The sequence below is a fragment of the Pseudocnuella soli genome (genome assembly GCF_004347775.1).
GTDB lineage: Bacteria > Bacteroidota > Bacteroidia > Chitinophagales > Chitinophagaceae > Flavisolibacter > Flavisolibacter aquaticus.
In genome coordinates this window covers 569,681-588,788 of sequence record NZ_CP037755.1, presented here as the reverse complement: position 1 = coordinate 588,788, position 19,108 = coordinate 569,681, and the positions used below count along the sequence as shown (strand labels likewise).

Below are 19,108 nucleotides of genomic sequence, written 5' to 3'. Positions count from 1 at the left end.
CTTTAAACCTTAGACCTTCACAAAAGCAGCAACATGAACAACGCATTGGATATACTGATCATTGGTAGTGGGCCCATTGGCCTGGCTTGCGGTATCGAAGCAAAAAAAGCGGGACTGAGTTATGTGATTGTGGAAAAAGGTTGCCTCGTAAACTCGCTGTATAATTACCCATTGAACATGACCTTTTTTTCCACCTCTGAACGGTTGGAAATTGGCGGTGTTCCTTTTGTTTCCATACAACCAAAACCTACCCGCTCGGAAGCGTTGGAATACTACCGCCGCGTAACCATCAATTACGATCTCAATATCCGTTTGTTTGAACCCGTAACCGGTGTGCAAAAAGATGCAAATGGTTTTACTGTTACAACGAACAAAGCAACGTACGAAGCGAAAAATATTATTGTTGCCACCGGCTTTTACGATATCCCCAACTTACTGAACATACCCGGCGAAGACCTGCCTAAAGTGCGCCACTATTACTACGATCCGCATTTTTATGCATTCCAAAACGTATTGGTGGTAGGTGCCAATAACTCGAGTGTGGATGTGGCGCTGGAAACATGGCGCAAGGGTGCACAGGTAACAATTGTGGTGCGTGAAAGTGAAATAGGCAGGCGGGTAAAATACTGGGTAAAACCCGACATTGAAAACCGCATTAAAGAAGGCAGCATCAAGGCTTATTTTAATTCGAAACTGGTGGCTATCCGTGCAGATGAAGTGGACATACAAACAGCGGATGGAATAGTAACCATACCGAACGATTATGTAATGGCCATGACCGGTTATCAACCCAATTTTAACCTGCTGCGATCATTTGGTGTGCAGCTTTCTGATGACGACAAATTAGCACCAGCTTATAACCCAGACACCATGGAAACAAATGTATCCGGCCTCTATCTTGCCGGTGTAGTGTGTGGCGGTATGGATACGCATAGCTGGTTTATTGAAAACTCAAGAGAGCATGCACCCAAGATCATTGAAGCCATCCTGAAAAAGAGCCACCACGACAGAAAGACAGAAAGCAGCACTAAGAATACTTTGTGAAACTTGGCGCCTTGCTGTCTTTGCGGCAAACGCAGCCTTTAACTTTGAACAATCATGAAAACTTTATCCACACTCGTTATATCTTTTTTGTGCACGTCGCTGCCAGCAGGGGCGCAAAAGCCCATTAACTGGACCGAAAAACAATTGATGGAACCTGCTGCACTGGCCACAGTTTTAAAAGAAAACAGCAAGTTTCCGCTGATTGTATCGGTAGGCCCCGGTGCGCTGATTCCCAACTCTGTGGATATCGGCCCCGGCAGCGATGAAGAAAACATTGCAGCATTTGGCAAACTGCTGTCAGGTAAAAAAAAGGAAGATAAAATAGTGGTGTATTGCGGATGTTGCCCTTTTGCACAATGCCCCAATGTGCGGCCGGCCATACAGGCATTGAAAGACGGCGGCTTTACGAATTATTACCTGCTCAACATTCCTAAGAATTTAAAAACGGACTGGATTGATAAAGGTTATCCAACCGTGAAATAAGAAATGCCCGCAGTTGCGGGCATTTTTGTTTGTGCTTGCTCGTCATTGCGAGGCGCAGAAGTGACTTGTGGTATGCGGTATCTTCTGCGCCGACGCAATCTCCTGCCTTGTTTTGAACCATTTTGAAAACGCTATATAGTTAAAGCTATACGGGCAGGAGATTGGTTCGACGCACAAGATGATTTTGCCTATTACTTTTCGCTGCGCCTCGCAATGACAACCATGCTTGCAATTGGTACTTGCAATTGATGTATTCGGTCATTAATTTGTACGCACCAAAACTAAACCGCATGAACAAGCAAGGCTGGGTGTATATCCTCACTAATGCACATCACACCACCTTGTACACTGGCGTTACCAGCAACCTGTATCAGCGCATGCAACAACACATGAATCATATTTATCCTCATTCTTTTACGGCCAAATACAATTGTAGCAAACTGGTGTATTACTGCGCATACGCCACTATGATGGATGCCATACAGCAAGAAAAAAGAATCAAAGGCAGTAGCCGGATGGATAAAGTGCACTTAATCTCCCAGCAAAACCCGGAATGGAAAGATTTGTGGCAAACTGAATTTACCTAGACGCGTTTAGAATGAAACAGGTGGTTCCTGTCATTGCGAGGCGCAGTTGACACATTGAAATATCATAAAGCCAAAGCGCCGAAGCAATCTCCTTCGAATTATTAACACTACAATTGAAAGCTTATTGTAATAAACTCCAAAGTAGCAGGAGATTGCTTCGGCGCTTTAACCACAAATGCTAACAAGCCACTACCGCGCCTCGCAATGACGAGCAGCCTTCAAACAAAAAAAGGCCCGCAACCGCAGGCCTCAATACTGTCAACTACCAACTGCCAACTAAATCAACCCCGCCCGTTCACTGATCTCCAGCATCTTGTCCAGGCTTTTCTTCGCCTCCAGGCGCAGTTCCTCGTCCATCAGGATCTCGGGCTGCTCGTATTTCATACACAGGTACACTTTTTCCAATGTGTTGCGCTTCATGTGTGGGCAGTCGTTACAGGCGCAGGAATTGTCGGGCGGAGCCGGAATCAGCACCTTATCCGGGGCCTGCTTGGCCATCTGGTGCAATATGCCGGCCTCTGTTGCCACGATAAACTCTTTGTGGGGTGATTGCTTCACGTAAGCCAGTAATTGCGTTGTAGACCCTATAAAATCGCTTATACGCAGTATTGGCTCTTCACACTCGGGGTGCGAAATGAGTTTTGCCTCCGGATGGCGCACCTGCAGCCGCGTAATTTTCTCCAGGCTAAATATTTCATGCACCATACAGGCGCCATTCCATAGCAGCATATTGCGGCCAGTTTCCTTATTGATCCAGGCGCCCAGGTTTTTATCCGGCGCAAAAATGATCTTTTGGTCTTTTGGAAAGCTTTCCACAATGGCCTTGGCGTTACTCGACGTGCAAATAACATCTGTCAAAGCCTTGATGCCGGCGCTGCAGTTGATGTACGAGATCACCACATGGTCGGGGTGCTGCTCCCTGAACTTTTTAAACAGGGGCGGCGGGCAGCTTTCGCTCAGCGAACAGCCGGCCTTCAGATCCGGGATCACCACTTTTTTGGTGGGGTTCAGGATCTTGGCGGTTTCGGCCATAAAGTGCACGCCGGCAAACACAATCATGTCGGCGTTGGTTTGCGCCGCTTTTTGAGCCAGCCCCAAGCTGTCGCCAATATAATCGGCAATGTCCTGGATGTCGGCCTCCTGGTACAGGTGCGCCAGGATGATTGCGTTTTTTTCTTTTTTCAGTTTTTCGATTTCGGCAAAAAGATCAAGGGTGGGGTCAATGTCCACGTCGAGAAAACCTTTCTCTTCTACCTCGTTTTTTTGCGCTATCAACATATCCGTATCCATCTAATAATTTATAATAGTTTATTTATTTAAAAGAAAAAGCTATTACTATTAGGGGTGTGCATTAGTGGATAACCCCAAACCGACTGAACCAACCGTACAAATATGGTGCAGTTATACACAGCTACCCACAGTTTGTTCACAACAAAGGTAGCGCATACCGCCTCTTTTGGTGCAGTTTCCACACCGGTGTGGATTACCTACTGGTAACAACAAATGTTTACATACGGTTTTTAATACCTGTGAATAGCATCGGGATAACGGGTGGGTTTTGGACACCGGCAGGGGCCCCTCCCCCTTTCCCGAAACTTATAAGCCATCCATCCACATCGGCTTTCCCACCCGGCCACCCCTTTATCCACATAAAAAGTGAACAATTAACAGCAAAATCAGGCCTAGGTGCCGTGGCTTGTCCTAACTTTCGGGGTTGAACCATGTGTGCAGGAATGGCGCGGAGGCGGCAGGCTTAAAACAATGCAAAATATAGCGATATTAACAGGGTGGGCATTTCGAAACCCTTGATTTATGCGGCTTTCAGGGGTTTTCCCCAATTTGTTGATAACCTGATTTCCCCTATTTTTGCCCACTCTTAAAATACCACAGTACCACCTTATGTCAGTTATTCAGCAAATCAGGGACAAATATGCCCGTTGGGCCGTAGTAGCCATTGCGTTGTCTTTGCTTGGTTTTATTATGATGGACGCCTTTGCCGGACGCACCAGCGTGATGGGCAACAACAGCACCACCCTCGGTGTCATCAATGGCCAGGAAATAGATGTGCAGGAGTTTGAACAAAAAGTAAAGGCCCAGGAAGAAATGGCCCAGCAGCAAAATATGGCGCTGGGTGAGGAAAGCCGCCAGCAGATCATCGAGTCTGTTTGGAATGGCGAAATTGACCGGGCCCTGTTGCAAAGCGAAATTGACGAGCTGGGACTGGCTATTGGTAAAAAAGAAATCAACGACATCCTGTTTGGTGCCAACCCGCCCCAGGACCTGCGCCAGGGCTTTACCGATCCGCAAACCGGCCAGTTCAACGTGCAGGCAGCGCAGCAGTATTTTGCCAACCTGCGCAAAAGCGGCACCCCCGAACAGAAAGCCCAAATGAACCAGTACCTGGAAAGCCTGGAGCTGCAGCGCCTGTCGGAAAAATATTCTTCACTGCTGGGTAACAGCACCTACTACGCCAAGTGGTTTGTTGAAAAACAAAATGCCGACAACAGCCTGGTGGCCAACGTATCTTATATTACTGTACCGTACGCTACGGTGTCGGACAGCGCCGTAAAAGTTTCGGACAGCGATATCCAGAGCTATATCAACGAACGTAAAGACGAGTTCAAGCAGGATGTGGAAACACGTTCTATTAATTATATCGTGTTCAATGCATCGCCTTCGGCTACCGACAGCACCGCAGTGCTCAACACCATCAGCGGGCTGAAAGAAGGTTTTGCCACTGCCACCAATGCAGAGCAATACCTGACCCAGCAAGGCACTACCCTTCCTTATTTTGACGGCTACCTGGCTGGTTCCAAAATCCAGATTCCTGCTAAGGATTCTATTTTTTCCCTGCCCATCGGCGGTGTGTACGGACCCTACCAGGATGGTAACTCTTATGTACTGGCTAAAAAGCTGGACCAGAAAGTACTCCCCGATTCTGCCCGTGTACGCCACATCCTGATCACCAACCAGGCGCAGCCCGATAGCGTTGCCAAACGCCGCATCGATTCTATTGCCCTCGCCATCCGCGGCGGTGCCAATTTCGATTCGCTGGCCAAGCGTTTTTCCGAAGATCCGGGTTCAAAAGACAAAGGCGGTGTGTATGAATATTTCCCACAAGGCCAGATGGTAGCTGCCTTCAACGATTTTGCTTTTGGCAAACCCGTAGGCACCCGCGATGTGGTTAAAACCGAGTTTGGCTACCACCTGATTGAAGTGCTGGGCCAAAAAGGCGGTGAAATGAACTATAAGATTGCTTACCTGGGTAAAGAGATCGTGCCCAGCAGCGAAACCGATAATGCCGCTGCCAATGCTGCCAACCAGTTTGCCGGCGACAGCCGCAGCCTGAAGGCCTTCAACGAAAACTACGACAAGAACCTGCGCAGCAAAGGCTACAACCGCCTGCTGGCTGCCGACATCCGCCCCAACGATTTCCAGGTGGCCGGTATCGGTGCATCCCGCTCTCTGGTAAAAGCCATTTTTGAAGCCGACAAAGGCGATGTGCTGGAGCCGCAGCGTGTTGGCGACAACTACGTGGTAGCAGTAGTTACCGAAGTAGAAAAAGAAGGCGTGGTGAGTGTTGCCAAAGCCCGCAACGTGGTAGAGCCCATTTTGCGCAACAAGAAAAAAGCCGAGCAGATCAAAACAAAACTGGGCAAGATCACTTCCCTGCAGGCCGCTGCCGCTGCTGCCAACCAGCCCGTGCAGGTGGCCGACAGCCTGAGCTTTGGCGGTGCCCGCAATGCGGCCCTTGGCTACGAGCTGAAAGTGGTAGGTGCTGCATTCAACCCCGCCAACAAAGGCAAGGTAGTGCCCGAAGCACTGGAAGGCCAGGCTGGTGTATATGTGGTGCAGGTGAACAACGTAAGCGCTGTTCCGCAAGGTGCCGCCGACATCAACATCCAGCGCCAGATGCTGGAAATGCAGGCTCGCCAGCAAATGATGTATCGTTCGCCGCTGCAGGCACTGCGCAAATCGGCCGACATCAAAGACAACAGGTCTAAGTTTTATTAATAGCTTTTTGTTTTAAAATATCCCAGCCCGCAACATTAAACGTTGCGGGCTTTTTTATGCACTTTAAGTATCGTTGCCTGTCATCCTGAGCGCAGCGAAGGATCTAAGCCTGGCATAAAAGAAGCTTGGTAAACAAATAGTACCCTGTTCTTTTACAATAGAAACTATAGGGACACTTTCAGATCCTTCGCTGCGCTCAGGATGACAAACAAAAATCAATCAACAGGATCTGGTGTGTTGCTTACATACATTCAAGGCTAACTTTGCACCTTCAATACAAACACATGCAGCCTACGATATACTATTGTTACGATGCTTATTGCGGATGGTGTTACGGATTTAGCCCGGTGATTAAAAAACTGGAAGCCGCATACAAAGACCGTCTTTCTTTTGATGTGCTCTCCGGCGGTATGATCCTGCCGGAAGAGCCCACGCATTTTGGCACCATGGCCAAATACATTCAAACAGCGTACAAACAAGTGGAGCAAACCACCGGCATCGAGTTTGGGCAGGATTTTCTGTGGCATGTATTTCATCCCGAAGAAACCGACTGGTACCCCGATTCGACCAAGCCTGCTATTGCGCTTTCTATTCTAAAAGAACAACATCCCGATAAAGCTGTGGCATTTGCCTCCGACCTGCAGTATGCACTCAATTACGAAGGCCGCGACCTTACCGACAATGAAGCATACCGCCACCTATTGCCCCAGTACAATTTGGCTGAAGAGGACTTTTACACCAAGCTCAAAAGCGAGGAGTACCTCGAAAAAGCATATTACGATATGGCGCTGGTAAAACAATTGCAGGTAAACGGGTACCCTACTGTACTGATGCAGGTAAGCGACGCAAAATTTTACCTCCTCAGCCGCGGCTACACCGATTATGAAACCCTGCAGGCAAGGGTGGAAAAAGTGTTGGAAGAATTGGCCCCTTAATCCGCTGCACACTTGCTGCATCATTATCAAAAATGTTGGTGCAGCAAGTGTTGCATTTTTATTTCGGTAAAAAAACGGACCGCAAAGGGCTGCATGGTTTACATTTAGAAAACGGACGCAAAATCCGTTGCACTAACATGAAAGCTTTGCCAACGATTGTAGGTTCGCTGCTGCTGGCAGCCACCACCCTGTGTGCTACGGCACAAAAAGCGCAACCGGTAAAAACCGATGCAAAACTTGCTGCATCTTTTAAGCAGCAATACACGGATGCAGCAGCGCAGTACAAACTGCTGGCAAAAGCATTGCCGCCGGATCGTTTTCCCAAAACATATTTTCCCAAAACCGGTAAATACGAATTCAGTAATTCGGGTTGGTGGTGCAGTGGTTTTTATCCCGGCACATTGCTGTACCTGTATGAGCAAACCGGCGACAAGGAATTGTACAACGAGGCGATGCGCATCATGCAGGTGTTGGAAAAAGAAAAAAATAATAAGTCCACACACGACCTTGGTTTCATGATGTTTTGCTCATTTGGCAACGCCAACCGCATAGCATCAAAGCCGGAGTATCGCGATATTTTACTGACCAGTGCACGGTCTCTATCTACCCGCTTCAATCCTACAACCGGCACCATCAAATCATGGGATTCAAAGCCCGAGGATTTCCTAGTCATCATCGACAATATGATGAACTTGGAATTACTTTTTTGGGCCACTAAGGTCAGCGGCGATTCCAGTTTTTATAAAACAGCCATCACACATGCCAACACAACCATCGCTAATCACTTCCGCCCCGATGGCAGCTCTTACCACGTAATTAACTACAACCCGCAAACCGGTGCCGTGCAGCAAAAACGTACGGCCCAAGGTGCCGCTGATGAATCGGCATGGGCCCGCGGGCAGGCATGGGGCCTGTATGGATACACGGTGATGTACCGCGAGACCGGCGACAAAAAATACCTCGATGTGGCGGAGCGCATTGCGCAGTTCATGCTCAACCATCCCAACATGCCGCAGGATAAAATTCCGTACTGGGATTTCAATGCACCAGACATCCCCACTGCGCTGCGCGATGCTTCGGCAGCGGCCATTACGGCTTCCGCATTGCTGGAGTTGCAGGGCTATGTAAGCGGCACCAATAAAACAAAATACCTGCAGGCAGCTGAAACAATGCTGCGCAATTTATCGAAGCCGCCTTACCGCGCTGCCGTGGGCACCAATGGTGGATTTATTATTGAACATGGTGTGGGCCACAAACCCGCCGGCACCGAAGTGGATGTGCCGCTTACCTATGGTGATTATTATTTTGTAGAAGCGATGAAGCGCTACCAGCAACTGGCTGCAGGTAAAAGACTAACGTTTTAGCGTAGCCGACATGCAAATACAATACAACGAAAGCAATACATGCAAGGGCTATTTTAATTTACGGGTAAACAAATGGGCATATGCAACGCGTAGCATTTAAAATGAAACTTTTTCCGGGTAATGAAGCTGCATACAAAGAGCGGCACGATGCCATTTGGCCCGAGTTAGTAGCACTATTAAAATCAACGGGCATCAGTGCGTACAGCATTTTTTTAGACAGCGAAACCCATACGCTTTTTGGTGTGCTGCAAGTGGCTGACAAGGCAGCAATGGATGCACTGCCGCAACAACCCGCGATGCAAAACTGGTGGGCTTACATGCGCGACCTGATGGAAACAAACGCGGATGGCTCGCCGGTATCCAGTCCGCTGCAGGAAGTTTTTTATATGCCCTGAATCAACACCATTTCATTTCACAACCATTACATCCGTAGCTATAAACAACCGCGATGTTCACCACCCAATCATATCGAACAGTTGTGCTCCTGTTGCTGGTATTTGCCAGTATACAAATACAGGCACAAAAAAGAAAAACAGCACCAACCGACCGCGAGGTTTGGCTGCAACACCTAAATAAAATTGCACGGCCTGTACTCTCCAACCTCGCTGCAGACCGGTTGAAAGAAACCATGCCCATAGTGTTGCCGCAACATGTGGATAATGCCGAACACCGCGGCAAAGTGGCTTACCTCGAAGCATTTGGCCGTACGCTTTGTGGCATTGCACCCTGGCTCAATAGCGAAGGCGGCAACGCAGCCGAGGTGGCGCTGCGCAACCAATACCGGCAGTGGTCGCTGAAGGCATTGGCCAATGCAGTAAACCCCGCGGCAAAAGATTATATGGTGTGGAACGGCGGCCAGCCGCTGGTTGATGCTTCATTTGTAGCCTTTGCGTTGGTGCGCTGTCCGTGGCTTTGGGAGCATAGCGATACAGTGGTAAAGGCCCAAATAATTGATGCATTTAAAACCACCCGTGGCACCGTGCCGGTATACAGCAACTGGATACTTTTTTCGGGAATGATTGAAGCATTTTTTTGCAAGTATGGGCTTGACTACGACCCGGTGCGCATTGAGTACAGCATCCGCGAATTTGCCAATCATTGGTATGTGGGCGACGGCATGTTTTCCGACGGGCAGGCGTTTGCGCTGGATTATTACAACAGCATTGTGATACAACCTTACCTGGCGGCTATTGTGGATATTGCCGTGCAAAAACGTGGCGCATACAAATGGTTTGCACCGCAAATGTTGCAGATCAACCAGCGCTATGCCGAAGTGCAGGAGCGCTACATTCACACCGATGGATCTTACCCGGTGCTGGGCCGCTCCATTGCATACCGCGGCGGCGTGTTTCACCACCTTTCCGATATGGCGCTGCGCAAAGCGTTGCCCGCTTCGTTGCAGCCTGCGCAGGTACGCAGTGCACTTACGGCTGTTTTAAATAAAACCATGCAGGCGCCGCAAACATTTACCACAGGCGGCTGGCTCAACATAGGTTTGTATGGGCACCAGCCGGGACTGGCCGAACGTTATATCAACACCGGTAGCTTGTACATCTGCAGCACGGTGCTGGTGGCTTTAGGTTTACCAGAAACAGATTCTTTCTGGGCTGCACCTGCTGCACCGTGGACCTCCGTAAAAGTGTGGAGCGGCGGGGATATGCCTGCCGATCATGCACTGGATCTGCAATTGAAATGACGGCACATGCAACAAGCTGCAGCTACAATTCATATCTTTCAATCATAACATTGTTTGCACAAATAAACCAAGGATGAAATATTTACTGATTGCCCTGTTATTGACTACTACACAATTGCATGCACAAACCAACAATGAAAAAGCCGTAACCGCCGCGGTGGAACAATTGCGCCAGTTGATGATCACACCAGACAGCAGCGCATTGGTAAAACTTGTTTCAAACGATTTGAGTTATGGCCACTCCAGCGGATTGGTAGAAGATAAAGCTGCATTCATCAAATCGTTGGTGAGCGGCTCGTCGGATTTTGTGAGCATGAACCTGTCGAACCAAACCGTGCAGGTGCTGGGCGAAATAGCCATTGTGCGCCACCTGCTGGAAGGTGAGATCAACGCCAACAACGGGACTTCGAAAGTGAAGCTGCATATTTTGCTGGTGTGGCAAAAGAAAAAAGAAGGCTGGCAACTGGTGGCCCGCCACGCTGCAAGGGCTGCTTAAGAAGCCAATCTTTTTTTACCAACATTAATGGCCAACAGCCGCTGCACCGATTGCAGCCGGCCGTTGGCCATTTTTATTTTTACCAGTGAAATAAAAAATGCAACGTTTTTGCATTTTTTATTGCCTATAGTGATAAACCAAAATGTATGCGCCGGCTTTTACCAATACTGCTGCTTTTTTCCGCTTGCACCGATATGAACATGAGTGACGATTTTCCGCCCGGTCCTGCTTTTGTTCCTGTGTATGCCAGCGTGGAATGGGATGCACCTGTGCAAATGCAGCCCGCCAAGCCCACTGTTACCGCCGGAAAAATTTATGCGTTCCGCGATTATGCTTTCCAGGTTGATCAGTACAAGGGCATCCATATCATTGACAATGCTAAAAGTGCCGGCGCCAAAAAGATCGGGTTTTTACAAATACCGTTTTGCACCGAAATAGCCATCCGCAACAGTTACCTCTACACCAATCACAACAACGATATGGTGGTGTTTAACCTGGCCAACCCCACGGCACCCCAACTGGTAAAGCGCCTGAAAGATGCCTTCCCGGCAATGAACACCATACAGGAGCATCCACCATTTTCGAACGTAATGTTTGAATGCCCCGACCCTGCAAAAGGCATGGTGATAGACTGGGTGCAGCAAACGGTAGCCAACCCCAAATGCCGCCGTTAATTCAAGTTCAATGATCTTTTTTCAAAATGATTAGCCCATTGGTATCGGCTCATTTTTAAACAATGCCAAAACAAAATATCATGCGTTTGCTTTTGTTTGCGCTTCTTTGTATAACACTGCTCGGCTGCGATAAGTCGGCATCGGACAGTAGACTATATAACGGCGGCGGCACGGGCCAGGGCGGTTCGCTGGCACGTTTTACCATTGCAGGCAATTACCTGTACACGGTGGATAACGAAGACCTAAAAGTGTATGAAATATCGGATGCAGCCAACCCGGTATATAAGCGTACGGTGCCGGTGGGTTTTGAAATAGAAACCATCTTTCCATTCAAAAACCGGTTGTTCATTGGCTCTACCAGCGTAGTGCATATTTTTAGCCTCGACGATCCATCGAAGCCGGAGAAATTGAGCGAAGCCATTTCGCCGGAAGTAATGCGCCGCTGCGACCCGGTGGTGGCAAAAGACACAGTGGCTTTTGCAACATTGCGCACCAATGGTCCGTGTGGTGGCATCCAAAGCATACTGGCGGTATACGATATCCGCAATGTGGCTAAGCCCGTGCAGCGGGCCAGTTTTCCATTAACAGAACCATATGGCCTTGGTTATTCAGACACGGTGTTGTATGTATGCGACAACCAACAGGGATTGATGGTTTTTGATATCAAAAACGCATTTGAACCCAAGTATGTAACAAGCCTTAGAGACGGCAGTTTTATAGATGTGATACCTTATGGCAACACGCTTATTTGCTGGGTACGCAATGGTATGATCCTGTACGATATTTCGGATAATAAAAACCCACAGTTCCTAACCCGTATCAATTGATGAAAAAATTTTGTTGTGTTGTACTGCTGCTGTGGGCACTGGGTGCCGCTGCGCAAAAAGCACCATCGGGCCGGCTCAAATACACGCCGCACAACCTGGTGGTTACCATCAACCCGTTGGCCATGCTCAATGCCGATCATCGCCTGATGATGGGCGTTGAACACCGATTCAGTGGCCGCTTTTCGCTGGTGGGCGATGTGGGCCTGGTGGTACAATCGAGTTACCTCGATGAAGCAAAAAAGGCAAGAGGTTTTGAGTTGCGTCCAGCACTGCGCTACTATTACACCCGCCAGGGTGCGGGTTATGTACAGGGACAGCTCCACTACCGGCTGATGAACTACGACCTGCACGGATGGCTGGGCCAGAACTGCGTTAATGGCGTGCCTACTTACGAGAAGTTGCAGGATTTTACTTTTCAAAAAAGCCAGGCTGGTACTGCTGTAGTTACCGGCGGCACCGAAAGATTGGGCAAGCACTGGCTGCTCGATGTATCGGTGGGTTTGGGATTGGTATACCGCCAGCAAAAAGTAAAAGATGAACCCAACTGCTGCTACATGCCGACCGATAATTTTTTCGGCAACACCACGCAGAACAAGATGTGGTTGCCGGTAGTGCCGATTTCGGTAAAGCTGGGGTATGTGATTAAGTAAGTCAAAATTCAAAAGTAAAAAGTCAAAAGGGATGTTGTAAACGTTGGCTGTCTGCGTGATTTCGGACGCTTTTGAATTTTGAATTTTTACTTTTGACTTAACCCACGATCTTATAATTTTTATACGTAAAAAACTGCCGGCCGGTCAGGTCTTCTACAACCTTCATCACCTTTTCTTTTGCCGACATATTGTTCTTGGCTGGATCGTACACAAAGGTCCAGTCCTGTGCGGCCACTACATCTTGCATCACGGCAGGATGCGTGCCGGTAAAGCGTTTCAGGTAATCGTATTCGCGGTAGCTATAGCCTTCGGCTTCTTTTTGTTGCACATCGGCAATAAACGCATCGCTATCGGTATATTTTTTATGAAACTCGATGCGTTTTGCCGTCATCTTTTTCGGTGGCCTTGCCCAGCTGTAATGATAAATGGGCACCGGCACTTTCAGTACCCGCAGCTTAGTGCCTTTTTCGCCATCCTGGTTTTGTGGATTTTCATAAATGCGAAAGCCCATCGAGTCTTTATAACTGCGGATGGCAGCATTATTTTTCACAATGCGGATCTCATATTTATGAAAGCGCCTCGATGGGCAGTAGTGATTGTAATCACCATAAAAATGAATGAACGGTAGCAGCAATCCGTCGATGTTGTTGTTGCCGATATGATCCTGCATGGCTTGTTGTAAAACAGACAAATCTTTTTCGTGCACCACTTCATCGGCCTGCAGGTGAAACAGCCAGTCGGCATCCTTGCGGCAATAATCCATACCAATATTGGCCTGCTGCGCAAATACTTTTCCGCCTACCCGCAATTGCTCATCCCACACGGTATCCACGATGGTGATTTTAGGATCGTTGAGGGCAACAACAGCTTCGCGGGTGCCGTCGTTTCCTGCACCAATTACCACGATGTATTCATCCACTATGGGCAGCAGGCTTTTTATGGATTCGATAAAAGGATAAGCATAGGTAAACCCGTTGCGAACGTATGTAAATGCGGAAACGATCATGGTGTAAGTCAAAAGTAAAAAGTCAAAATTCAAAAGCATTTAAGTCAGTGTTGGTTGCATTTGCTTGCAACCCCTTTTTGACTTTTTACTTTTTGAATTTTGACTTCCTTGTTATTTAATTATTCAGCACTTTCTGCAGCTTCCTCATTGCCCCATTTCTCTGGGCGCATTTGCGGAAACAGCAGCACATCCTGTATGGAAGGCTGGTTGGTGAGCAGCATGCACAACCGGTCGATGCCAAAACCAATACCGGCTGTAGGCGGCATGCCATATTCAAGCGACCGCAGGAAATCATAGTCGATAAACATGGCTTCATCATCGCCGCGTTCCATCAGTGCCACCTGGTCTTCAAAACGTTCCCGCTGGTCGATGGGATCGTTCAGCTCGCTGTATGCATTGGCAATTTCCTTACCATTTACAATCAGCTCAAAACGCTCTACCAGCCCCGGTTTGCTGCGGTGCTTTTTTGTCAACGGGCTCATCTCAATAGGGTAATCAATGATGAACGTTGGCTGCACATAATGGTGCTCGCATTTTGAACCAAAGATCTCGTCAATGAGTTTGCCTTTGCCCACTTTCGGGTCGGCATCAATGCCCAGCCGCTGACACACGCCACGCAGGCCTGCTTCATCCAGCCCGCTTACATCAATGCCGGTGTGTTCCTGTATGGCATCGTAAATAGAAATGCGTTTGAACGGTGCTTTAAACGAAATGGTGTTGTCGCCATTCACAAAATCGGTGGTGCCGTTTACATCGACCGCTGCTTTTTCAAGCAGCGCCTCGGTGGTTTGCATCATCCAATCGTAATCTTTATACGCAGTATAAAACTCCAATACGGTAAACTCGGGGTTGTGCGTACGGTCCATGCCTTCGTTGCGGAAGTTGCGGCTGAATTCATACACCCAATCAAAGCCACCAACAATGAGGCGCTTTAAATAAAGCTCGTTGGCAATGCGCAGGTAAAAAGGCACGTCCAGCGCATTGTGGTGCGTTACAAACGGCCTTGCAGCGGCACCACCCGGAATGCTTTGCAGCACCGGCGTATCTACTTCCAGCGCACCATTGCTGTTCAGAAATTCGCGGATGGAGTTAATCAGTTTGGAGCGCTTTACAAATGTTTCCTTTACCGTAGGGTTGATCACCAGGTCGGCATAGCGCTGGCGGTATTTAAATTCGGGATCGGTCACGGCATCGTACACCACCCCGTCGGCTTCTTTTACAATAGGCAGCGGACGCAGTGCTTTTGCCAGCACCGTCAGCTCTTTTACATGCACCGATATTTCGCCGGTTTTGGTACGAAACACAAAACCTTTTACGCCTACAAAATCACCAATATCGAGCAGCTTTTTCCAAACCGTGTCGTACATCGAAGTGTCTTCGCCGCGGGCCAGGTCATCTTTGCTTACATATACCTGAATGCGGCCGGCACTATCCTGCAGCACGGCAAACGAAGCCTTACCCATAATACGCACACTCATGATGCGGCCTGCCAGGCACACTTCACTAAACTCAGTGGCGTTATCGTCGGAAAAAGCATTTTTGATAGGGGTAGAAAAATGGGAAACGGGGAAAGAAGCGGCAGGATACGGGTCGATACCCAGGGCCTGCAGTTGCGCCAGCTTGTCGCGGCGTATCTGCTCCTGCTCTGAAAGCTGCTGTTGTTGCATGTTTTTCAATTGAGGTGCAAAAGTACGGCGATGAAGGGAATGCTGCACTTTATGAAACGAATAGTGGCGGGTGAATAACTAGTGCGGTTTTTTTACAAAAAATAAGACGCAGGAGCTACCGGGTGGCCGCTTCGTCGAACCGGAGCCGGTACGCCAGCGACAACCTGAAATGAACGCCATCATTGAATTTTTCCGCAAAAAAATATTTCGAAAAACCATCGGTTGCACCCAGCCGGAACCGGCGGAAAAGGGAATGGCCCAATTCGGCGGTGAGCACGAGTTTAGGTTGTAAATAGAGGTCGGTAAAGGCTTGCACCTGGTTGTCATCAATGCGTACAAATCGATCTTCGGCGCCGGCCCGGTAGCGAAATGAAGTGGTGATGGCCCGGAACGAAGCACCATAATACAACCGCGACGATACTTTCCTTTCGAGCACCAGGCTACCCGGCAGGGTGCCAAAAAGCTGCAGCCGGGGGTTGATGGTCCATTCAATGCCGGCGAGGGGAATAAAGAAGTTGCCAAAAAACTCGCGGTTGTAATACAGCCCGAATTTGTATTTGAGCTTTGGGTTTACTGTGCGGGTAGCCAGCAGCACCGTGCCCAATTGAAAGCGGTTGTTGAAACCAAAATCGCCTGCGCCGTTCCAGCGGGCCACCAACAATGTGGTGGTGGTCCATTGCGGGCTCCACGGTTTGATATAACCGCCCACCATTGCTAAGCCGCGCAGCCACTGCGGTGCGGATGCCAGCGCCGTACTGCTGATGCTCCATTGTTCGGCAATGGGGTTGAGCAAAATAATGCTGCTGTCCCGCGAAACCAGCGGCAACTGCACCTGTGCCTGCCCATATTCAAAGCTGTTGCGGTTAAAATTGCGCCGCACCAAACCGGCATCGGGGCTTTTGTGAAAGCGGATGGAGGCCACATCAAGGTAAGGCTGGGCCTGGCCATTTACAGCAAATAAAATGCACAGCAGGCCGGCCAGCAGTTTGGAGCGCATTGCAAAGATTTTGGCAGCTGCATTTACCACAGCAAAAAGCAGCCACTACTAAAGTAATGCGCAGCCCACCGCTTTGAAAGCAATCGCTCAGGATTTTATTTGCCCATTGCTGCAGGCAGTTCATTACCTGCCGAAAGCATTGCAGCCGCGGCTTGCCTGCCGCTTTGCAGGGCCGCTTCCACCGTGCCCAGTTCGGGGCCGTGGTGCAGGGCTTCGCCCGCAAAATACACGGTGTGTTCGGCGGGTTGCTGCAGCGTTTTTTGATGTGTAGCGCCATCTACTACTTCGTATGAATAGGCACCGTGGAAAAAAGGGTCGGCCGACCAGTTGTGGCTCCAGGCACCCAGCAGATCCTGCCACAGGTAGGCGGGCTCCAAATCAAATATTTTGGCAAGTGAAGAAAGGGCCATTTGCAACAGCTCGTCGTGAACCGCATGCTGCAGGGATAGTGCTTTGGGGCCGCCCAGCCAGCCGGTCAGTATATTGGTGGTCATGGGGTGCTGGCTCCACCAGGTGGGTATGCGTTCATCGGAAAAAAGAAACTGCAGGTCGGCCAGGTATTTTTCATGGATCAGCGTGCTGTTTTTCCAAAACGCCTGTCGAAACAGCAAATTGATTTTTACCACATGACCATAACCCAATGCTTTTGCCGCCATCATGTGCTGCTGCAGCTGCGGCACAAATTGGATGCTTCCCGATTGTAACACACCCAACGAAACCGTAACCAGCACCTGGCTGCACTGAAATACAGTTTTATCAGTGGTAACAGAAACGCTTCCCCTTTGCCAGTTTATTTGCTCTACCGGCTGGCCCAAGAACAACTGCACACCTTTTTCCCGGCACTGCGCTTCCATGTATTGGGTTAATTGCAGGTAGCCGCCTTCAATGCGGTATTGCGGCTGGTCGTCGCCGGTCAATTCTTCGGCAAGGGCCAATGTACTTGAGCGGCTGGTGTCGGCGGCATAATATCCTTCGGCGTAATCCTGCACCGCTTGCCGCATGTTGGCACACTGCGGCTCGGCCAGCTGCTGTTGTATAAACTCTTGGACCGGAAGGTCGGTTGTAACGGCTTTGAGTTTGGGCTCCAGTATATCGTATCCTTCAATAAAATCTTCCTGTGGCTGCAAACCTGTCTCTTTTCGCTGCCAGATGCTGCCTTCAATTTGGTGTGTGGTGGCGCCAGCCTGCTGCAAAAGCAACTGGGTTAGCGGCAGATCGCCGTGTACAAACTCGGCGCCCAATTGCACCAAAGTGCCGTTTTCCTTATCCGGCACGCACAGCATGCGGCCGCCGGTGCGGCCGGTGGCTTCCACCACGGCTACCCTTTTCCCGGCATTGCTTAATTCAATGGCAGCCATTAGCCCGGCTGCACCGGCACCAACAATAACGATATCGAATTGCGCATTGGTCATGCACTTTTTTTATGCAAGGCCCGGACCAGCAGCCTATTTACCCCCGATTTGGTTCCGGCAGGTTATTTTTGCATACTGTTGAGATTCTGGCAAAAGATTTGAAACCATCCTAAAAACCTTATATGATCCGTTCTTACCTGGCAATATTTGCATTTGCGCTTACCTTTTTTTCCTGCGATACGCTTTCCAATTTACCACAGATGAACATCCCGGTTTCCGAAGGCGAGGCTGCACAAGGCATCCGTGAAGCTTTGGACCAGGGCGTAAGCCGCGGCATTTCGCTGCTGCACAAAGAAGATGGATTTTTTAAAAACACGGCATACAAAGTGCTGCTGCCCGAGGAAGCGCAGCGTATTGAAGGCGTGCTGCGCCAAATGGGTATGGGCGCCATGGTAGATCGCGCCATTTTGCAGATCAACCGTGCGGCCGAGGATGCCGTGGGTACGGCTGCGCCAATTTTTGGCGATGCCATCCGGCAGATGACCCTGTCCGATGCGTTGGGTATTGTTCGCGGCCAGCAGGATGCGGCCACGCAATATTTTCAGCAGCGCACCACCACGCAGTTGAAAACTGCATTTACACCCATCATCAAACAATCGTTGGACAAGTTCAGCGCTACCAAATATTATGGCGATATGATCAACACGTACAACAATTTTCCAACGACGCTTAAAAAGGTAAACCCCGACCTAACGGCCTATGTAACCGAAAAAGCAATCAGTGCGCTGTTTGACCAGGTGGCGAAAGAAGAAGCCAACATCCGCACCAATGCATCGGCCCGCACTTCGCAGATTTTGAAGCGGGTGTTTGGAAGAGGATAGCCTGAATATATTTTCAATAAAAAAGCCGCAGGTAAAGTGCCTGCGGCTTTTTTATTGAAAACAAATCGTTCACTGTTCAGGCGCTCATGCACTTAATACAATTGAAATATCAAAGTTGCCGCCATATAAGTTTCATAATACGCCATTAAAAAACCGAAAAGCCTGCTTGCGTTGTTCCCTTCACCTCAAAATTTTTCGATCATCGAATGTATAGGAAGTGTTATGTCTGCTTTCCTGGGGCAATATCAGTTGCCTTCAATGTGAATATTCCTGCGCCATTGTATTCATAGTTAAAGCCATTTTCGTCTAAAAACTCCCCTTCATAATGTTCTTCATCCCAAACCTCGAGGATAACTCCTGTCATTCCAACCTTAAGGACTGGATTGATGTCTCTTGTTAATTCAATACGCTGATACTGGTAGAACATAGAAGAAG

At 49.0% G+C, this 19,108-nt stretch carries 19 protein-coding genes; 13 read left to right on the top strand and 6 right to left on the bottom strand.

Going from position 1 to position 19,108, the window contains the following annotated elements:
* The first annotated feature begins 33 nt into the window (after nucleotides 1-33).
* The 3 genes from EPD17_RS02510 to EPD17_RS02500 all read left to right on the top strand — a co-directional run bounded on the left by EPD17_RS02510 (nucleotide 34) and on the right by EPD17_RS02500 (nucleotide 2,114).
* The gene (locus tag EPD17_RS02510) at nucleotides 34-1,044 is read left to right on the top strand and encodes a YpdA family putative bacillithiol disulfide reductase (RefSeq protein ID WP_132051504.1); all 1,011 of its coding nucleotides are present in this window, start codon (nucleotides 34-36) and stop codon (nucleotides 1,042-1,044) included.
* A 54-nt stretch (nucleotides 1,045-1,098) separates the two neighbouring features.
* A complete protein-coding gene (locus tag EPD17_RS02505; protein WP_132051502.1) occupies nucleotides 1,099-1,527 on the top strand; it encodes a rhodanese-like domain-containing protein in 429 nt (142 codons plus the stop codon).
* A 290-nt stretch (nucleotides 1,528-1,817) separates the two neighbouring features.
* On the top strand, nucleotides 1,818-2,114 hold the full coding sequence (locus tag EPD17_RS02500; protein WP_132051500.1) for a GIY-YIG nuclease family protein: 297 nt from the start codon (nucleotides 1,818-1,820) through the stop codon (nucleotides 2,112-2,114).
* Between the two features lie 276 nt (nucleotides 2,115-2,390).
* On the opposite strand, the gene nadA is transcribed toward EPD17_RS02500, so the two are convergent.
* Complete coding sequence (gene nadA / locus EPD17_RS02495; RefSeq protein ID WP_132051498.1) at nucleotides 2,391-3,404, bottom strand: quinolinate synthase NadA; 1,014 nt, start codon at nucleotides 3,402-3,404, stop codon at nucleotides 2,391-2,393.
* Between the two features lie 609 nt (nucleotides 3,405-4,013).
* Between nadA and EPD17_RS02490 the strand changes: the two genes are divergently transcribed.
* The 9 genes from EPD17_RS02490 to EPD17_RS02450 all read left to right on the top strand — a co-directional run bounded on the left by EPD17_RS02490 (nucleotide 4,014) and on the right by EPD17_RS02450 (nucleotide 12,770).
* Nucleotides 4,014-6,128 (top strand): peptidylprolyl isomerase, encoded by a 2,115-nt coding sequence (locus EPD17_RS02490; protein WP_132051496.1) that lies wholly within the window; start codon nucleotides 4,014-4,016, stop codon nucleotides 6,126-6,128.
* Between the two features lie 284 nt (nucleotides 6,129-6,412).
* Nucleotides 6,413-7,063 (top strand): DsbA family protein, encoded by a 651-nt coding sequence (locus EPD17_RS02485; RefSeq protein WP_132051494.1) that lies wholly within the window; start codon nucleotides 6,413-6,415, stop codon nucleotides 7,061-7,063.
* Nucleotides 7,064-7,200: 137 nt separating this feature from the next.
* Nucleotides 7,201-8,427, top strand: a complete 1,227-nt coding sequence (locus tag EPD17_RS02480) for a glycoside hydrolase family 88 protein (protein ID WP_132051492.1) — start codon at nucleotides 7,201-7,203, stop codon at nucleotides 8,425-8,427.
* Between the two features lie 80 nt (nucleotides 8,428-8,507).
* The gene (rhaM, locus tag EPD17_RS02475; RefSeq protein ID WP_132051490.1) at nucleotides 8,508-8,822 is read left to right on the top strand and encodes an L-rhamnose mutarotase; all 315 of its coding nucleotides are present in this window, start codon (nucleotides 8,508-8,510) and stop codon (nucleotides 8,820-8,822) included.
* A gap of 53 nt (nucleotides 8,823-8,875) precedes the next feature.
* Nucleotides 8,876-10,123, top strand: a complete 1,248-nt coding sequence (locus tag EPD17_RS02470; protein WP_132051488.1) for a DUF2264 domain-containing protein — start codon at nucleotides 8,876-8,878, stop codon at nucleotides 10,121-10,123.
* A gap of 73 nt (nucleotides 10,124-10,196) precedes the next feature.
* Nucleotides 10,197-10,619 carry a nuclear transport factor 2 family protein gene (locus EPD17_RS02465; RefSeq protein WP_132051486.1) on the top strand — a complete coding sequence of 141 codons (423 nt, stop codon included), beginning with the start codon at nucleotides 10,197-10,199 and terminating at the stop codon, nucleotides 10,617-10,619.
* A gap of 146 nt (nucleotides 10,620-10,765) precedes the next feature.
* Nucleotides 10,766-11,293 carry an LVIVD repeat-containing protein gene (locus EPD17_RS02460; RefSeq protein WP_132051484.1) on the top strand — a complete coding sequence of 176 codons (528 nt, stop codon included), beginning with the start codon at nucleotides 10,766-10,768 and terminating at the stop codon, nucleotides 11,291-11,293.
* Nucleotides 11,294-11,373: 80 nt separating this feature from the next.
* Nucleotides 11,374-12,120, top strand: coding sequence for an LVIVD repeat-containing protein (locus EPD17_RS02455; RefSeq protein WP_165929499.1), 747 nt, complete (start codon nucleotides 11,374-11,376; stop codon nucleotides 12,118-12,120).
* Entirely contained in the window at nucleotides 12,120-12,770 is a 651-nt protein-coding gene (locus EPD17_RS02450; protein WP_132051480.1) for a DUF3575 domain-containing protein, read from the top strand. The genes EPD17_RS02455 and EPD17_RS02450 overlap by 1 nt, the downstream gene beginning before the upstream one ends.
* A gap of 97 nt (nucleotides 12,771-12,867) precedes the next feature.
* On the opposite strand, the gene EPD17_RS02445 is transcribed toward EPD17_RS02450, so the two are convergent.
* The 4 genes from EPD17_RS02445 to EPD17_RS02430 all read right to left on the bottom strand — a co-directional run bounded on the left by EPD17_RS02445 (nucleotide 12,868) and on the right by EPD17_RS02430 (nucleotide 17,852).
* On the bottom strand, nucleotides 12,868-13,815 hold the full coding sequence (locus EPD17_RS02445) for a glycosyltransferase (protein WP_132051478.1): 948 nt from the start codon (nucleotides 13,813-13,815) through the stop codon (nucleotides 12,868-12,870).
* Between the two features lie 80 nt (nucleotides 13,816-13,895).
* Nucleotides 13,896-15,443, bottom strand: coding sequence for a lysine--tRNA ligase (gene lysS / locus EPD17_RS02440; RefSeq protein WP_132051476.1), 1,548 nt, complete (start codon nucleotides 15,441-15,443; stop codon nucleotides 13,896-13,898).
* A 115-nt stretch (nucleotides 15,444-15,558) separates the two neighbouring features.
* Nucleotides 15,559-16,440, bottom strand: a complete 882-nt coding sequence (locus tag EPD17_RS02435) for a hypothetical protein (RefSeq protein ID WP_132051474.1) — start codon at nucleotides 16,438-16,440, stop codon at nucleotides 15,559-15,561.
* Between the two features lie 95 nt (nucleotides 16,441-16,535).
* On the bottom strand, nucleotides 16,536-17,852 hold the full coding sequence (locus EPD17_RS02430) for a flavin monoamine oxidase family protein (RefSeq protein WP_132051472.1): 1,317 nt from the start codon (nucleotides 17,850-17,852) through the stop codon (nucleotides 16,536-16,538).
* 122 nt (nucleotides 17,853-17,974) lie between these two features.
* Here EPD17_RS02430 and EPD17_RS02425 point away from each other — a divergent pair, with 122 nt between their 5' ends.
* Nucleotides 17,975-18,673, top strand: coding sequence for a DUF4197 domain-containing protein (locus EPD17_RS02425; RefSeq protein ID WP_132051470.1), 699 nt, complete (start codon nucleotides 17,975-17,977; stop codon nucleotides 18,671-18,673).
* A 220-nt stretch (nucleotides 18,674-18,893) separates the two neighbouring features.
* Here EPD17_RS02425 and EPD17_RS02420 read toward each other — a convergent pair whose 3' ends face one another.
* A complete protein-coding gene (locus tag EPD17_RS02420) occupies nucleotides 18,894-19,100 on the bottom strand; it encodes a DUF4926 domain-containing protein (RefSeq protein ID WP_114234585.1) in 207 nt (68 codons plus the stop codon).
* Nucleotides 19,101-19,108 lie beyond the last annotated feature (8 nt).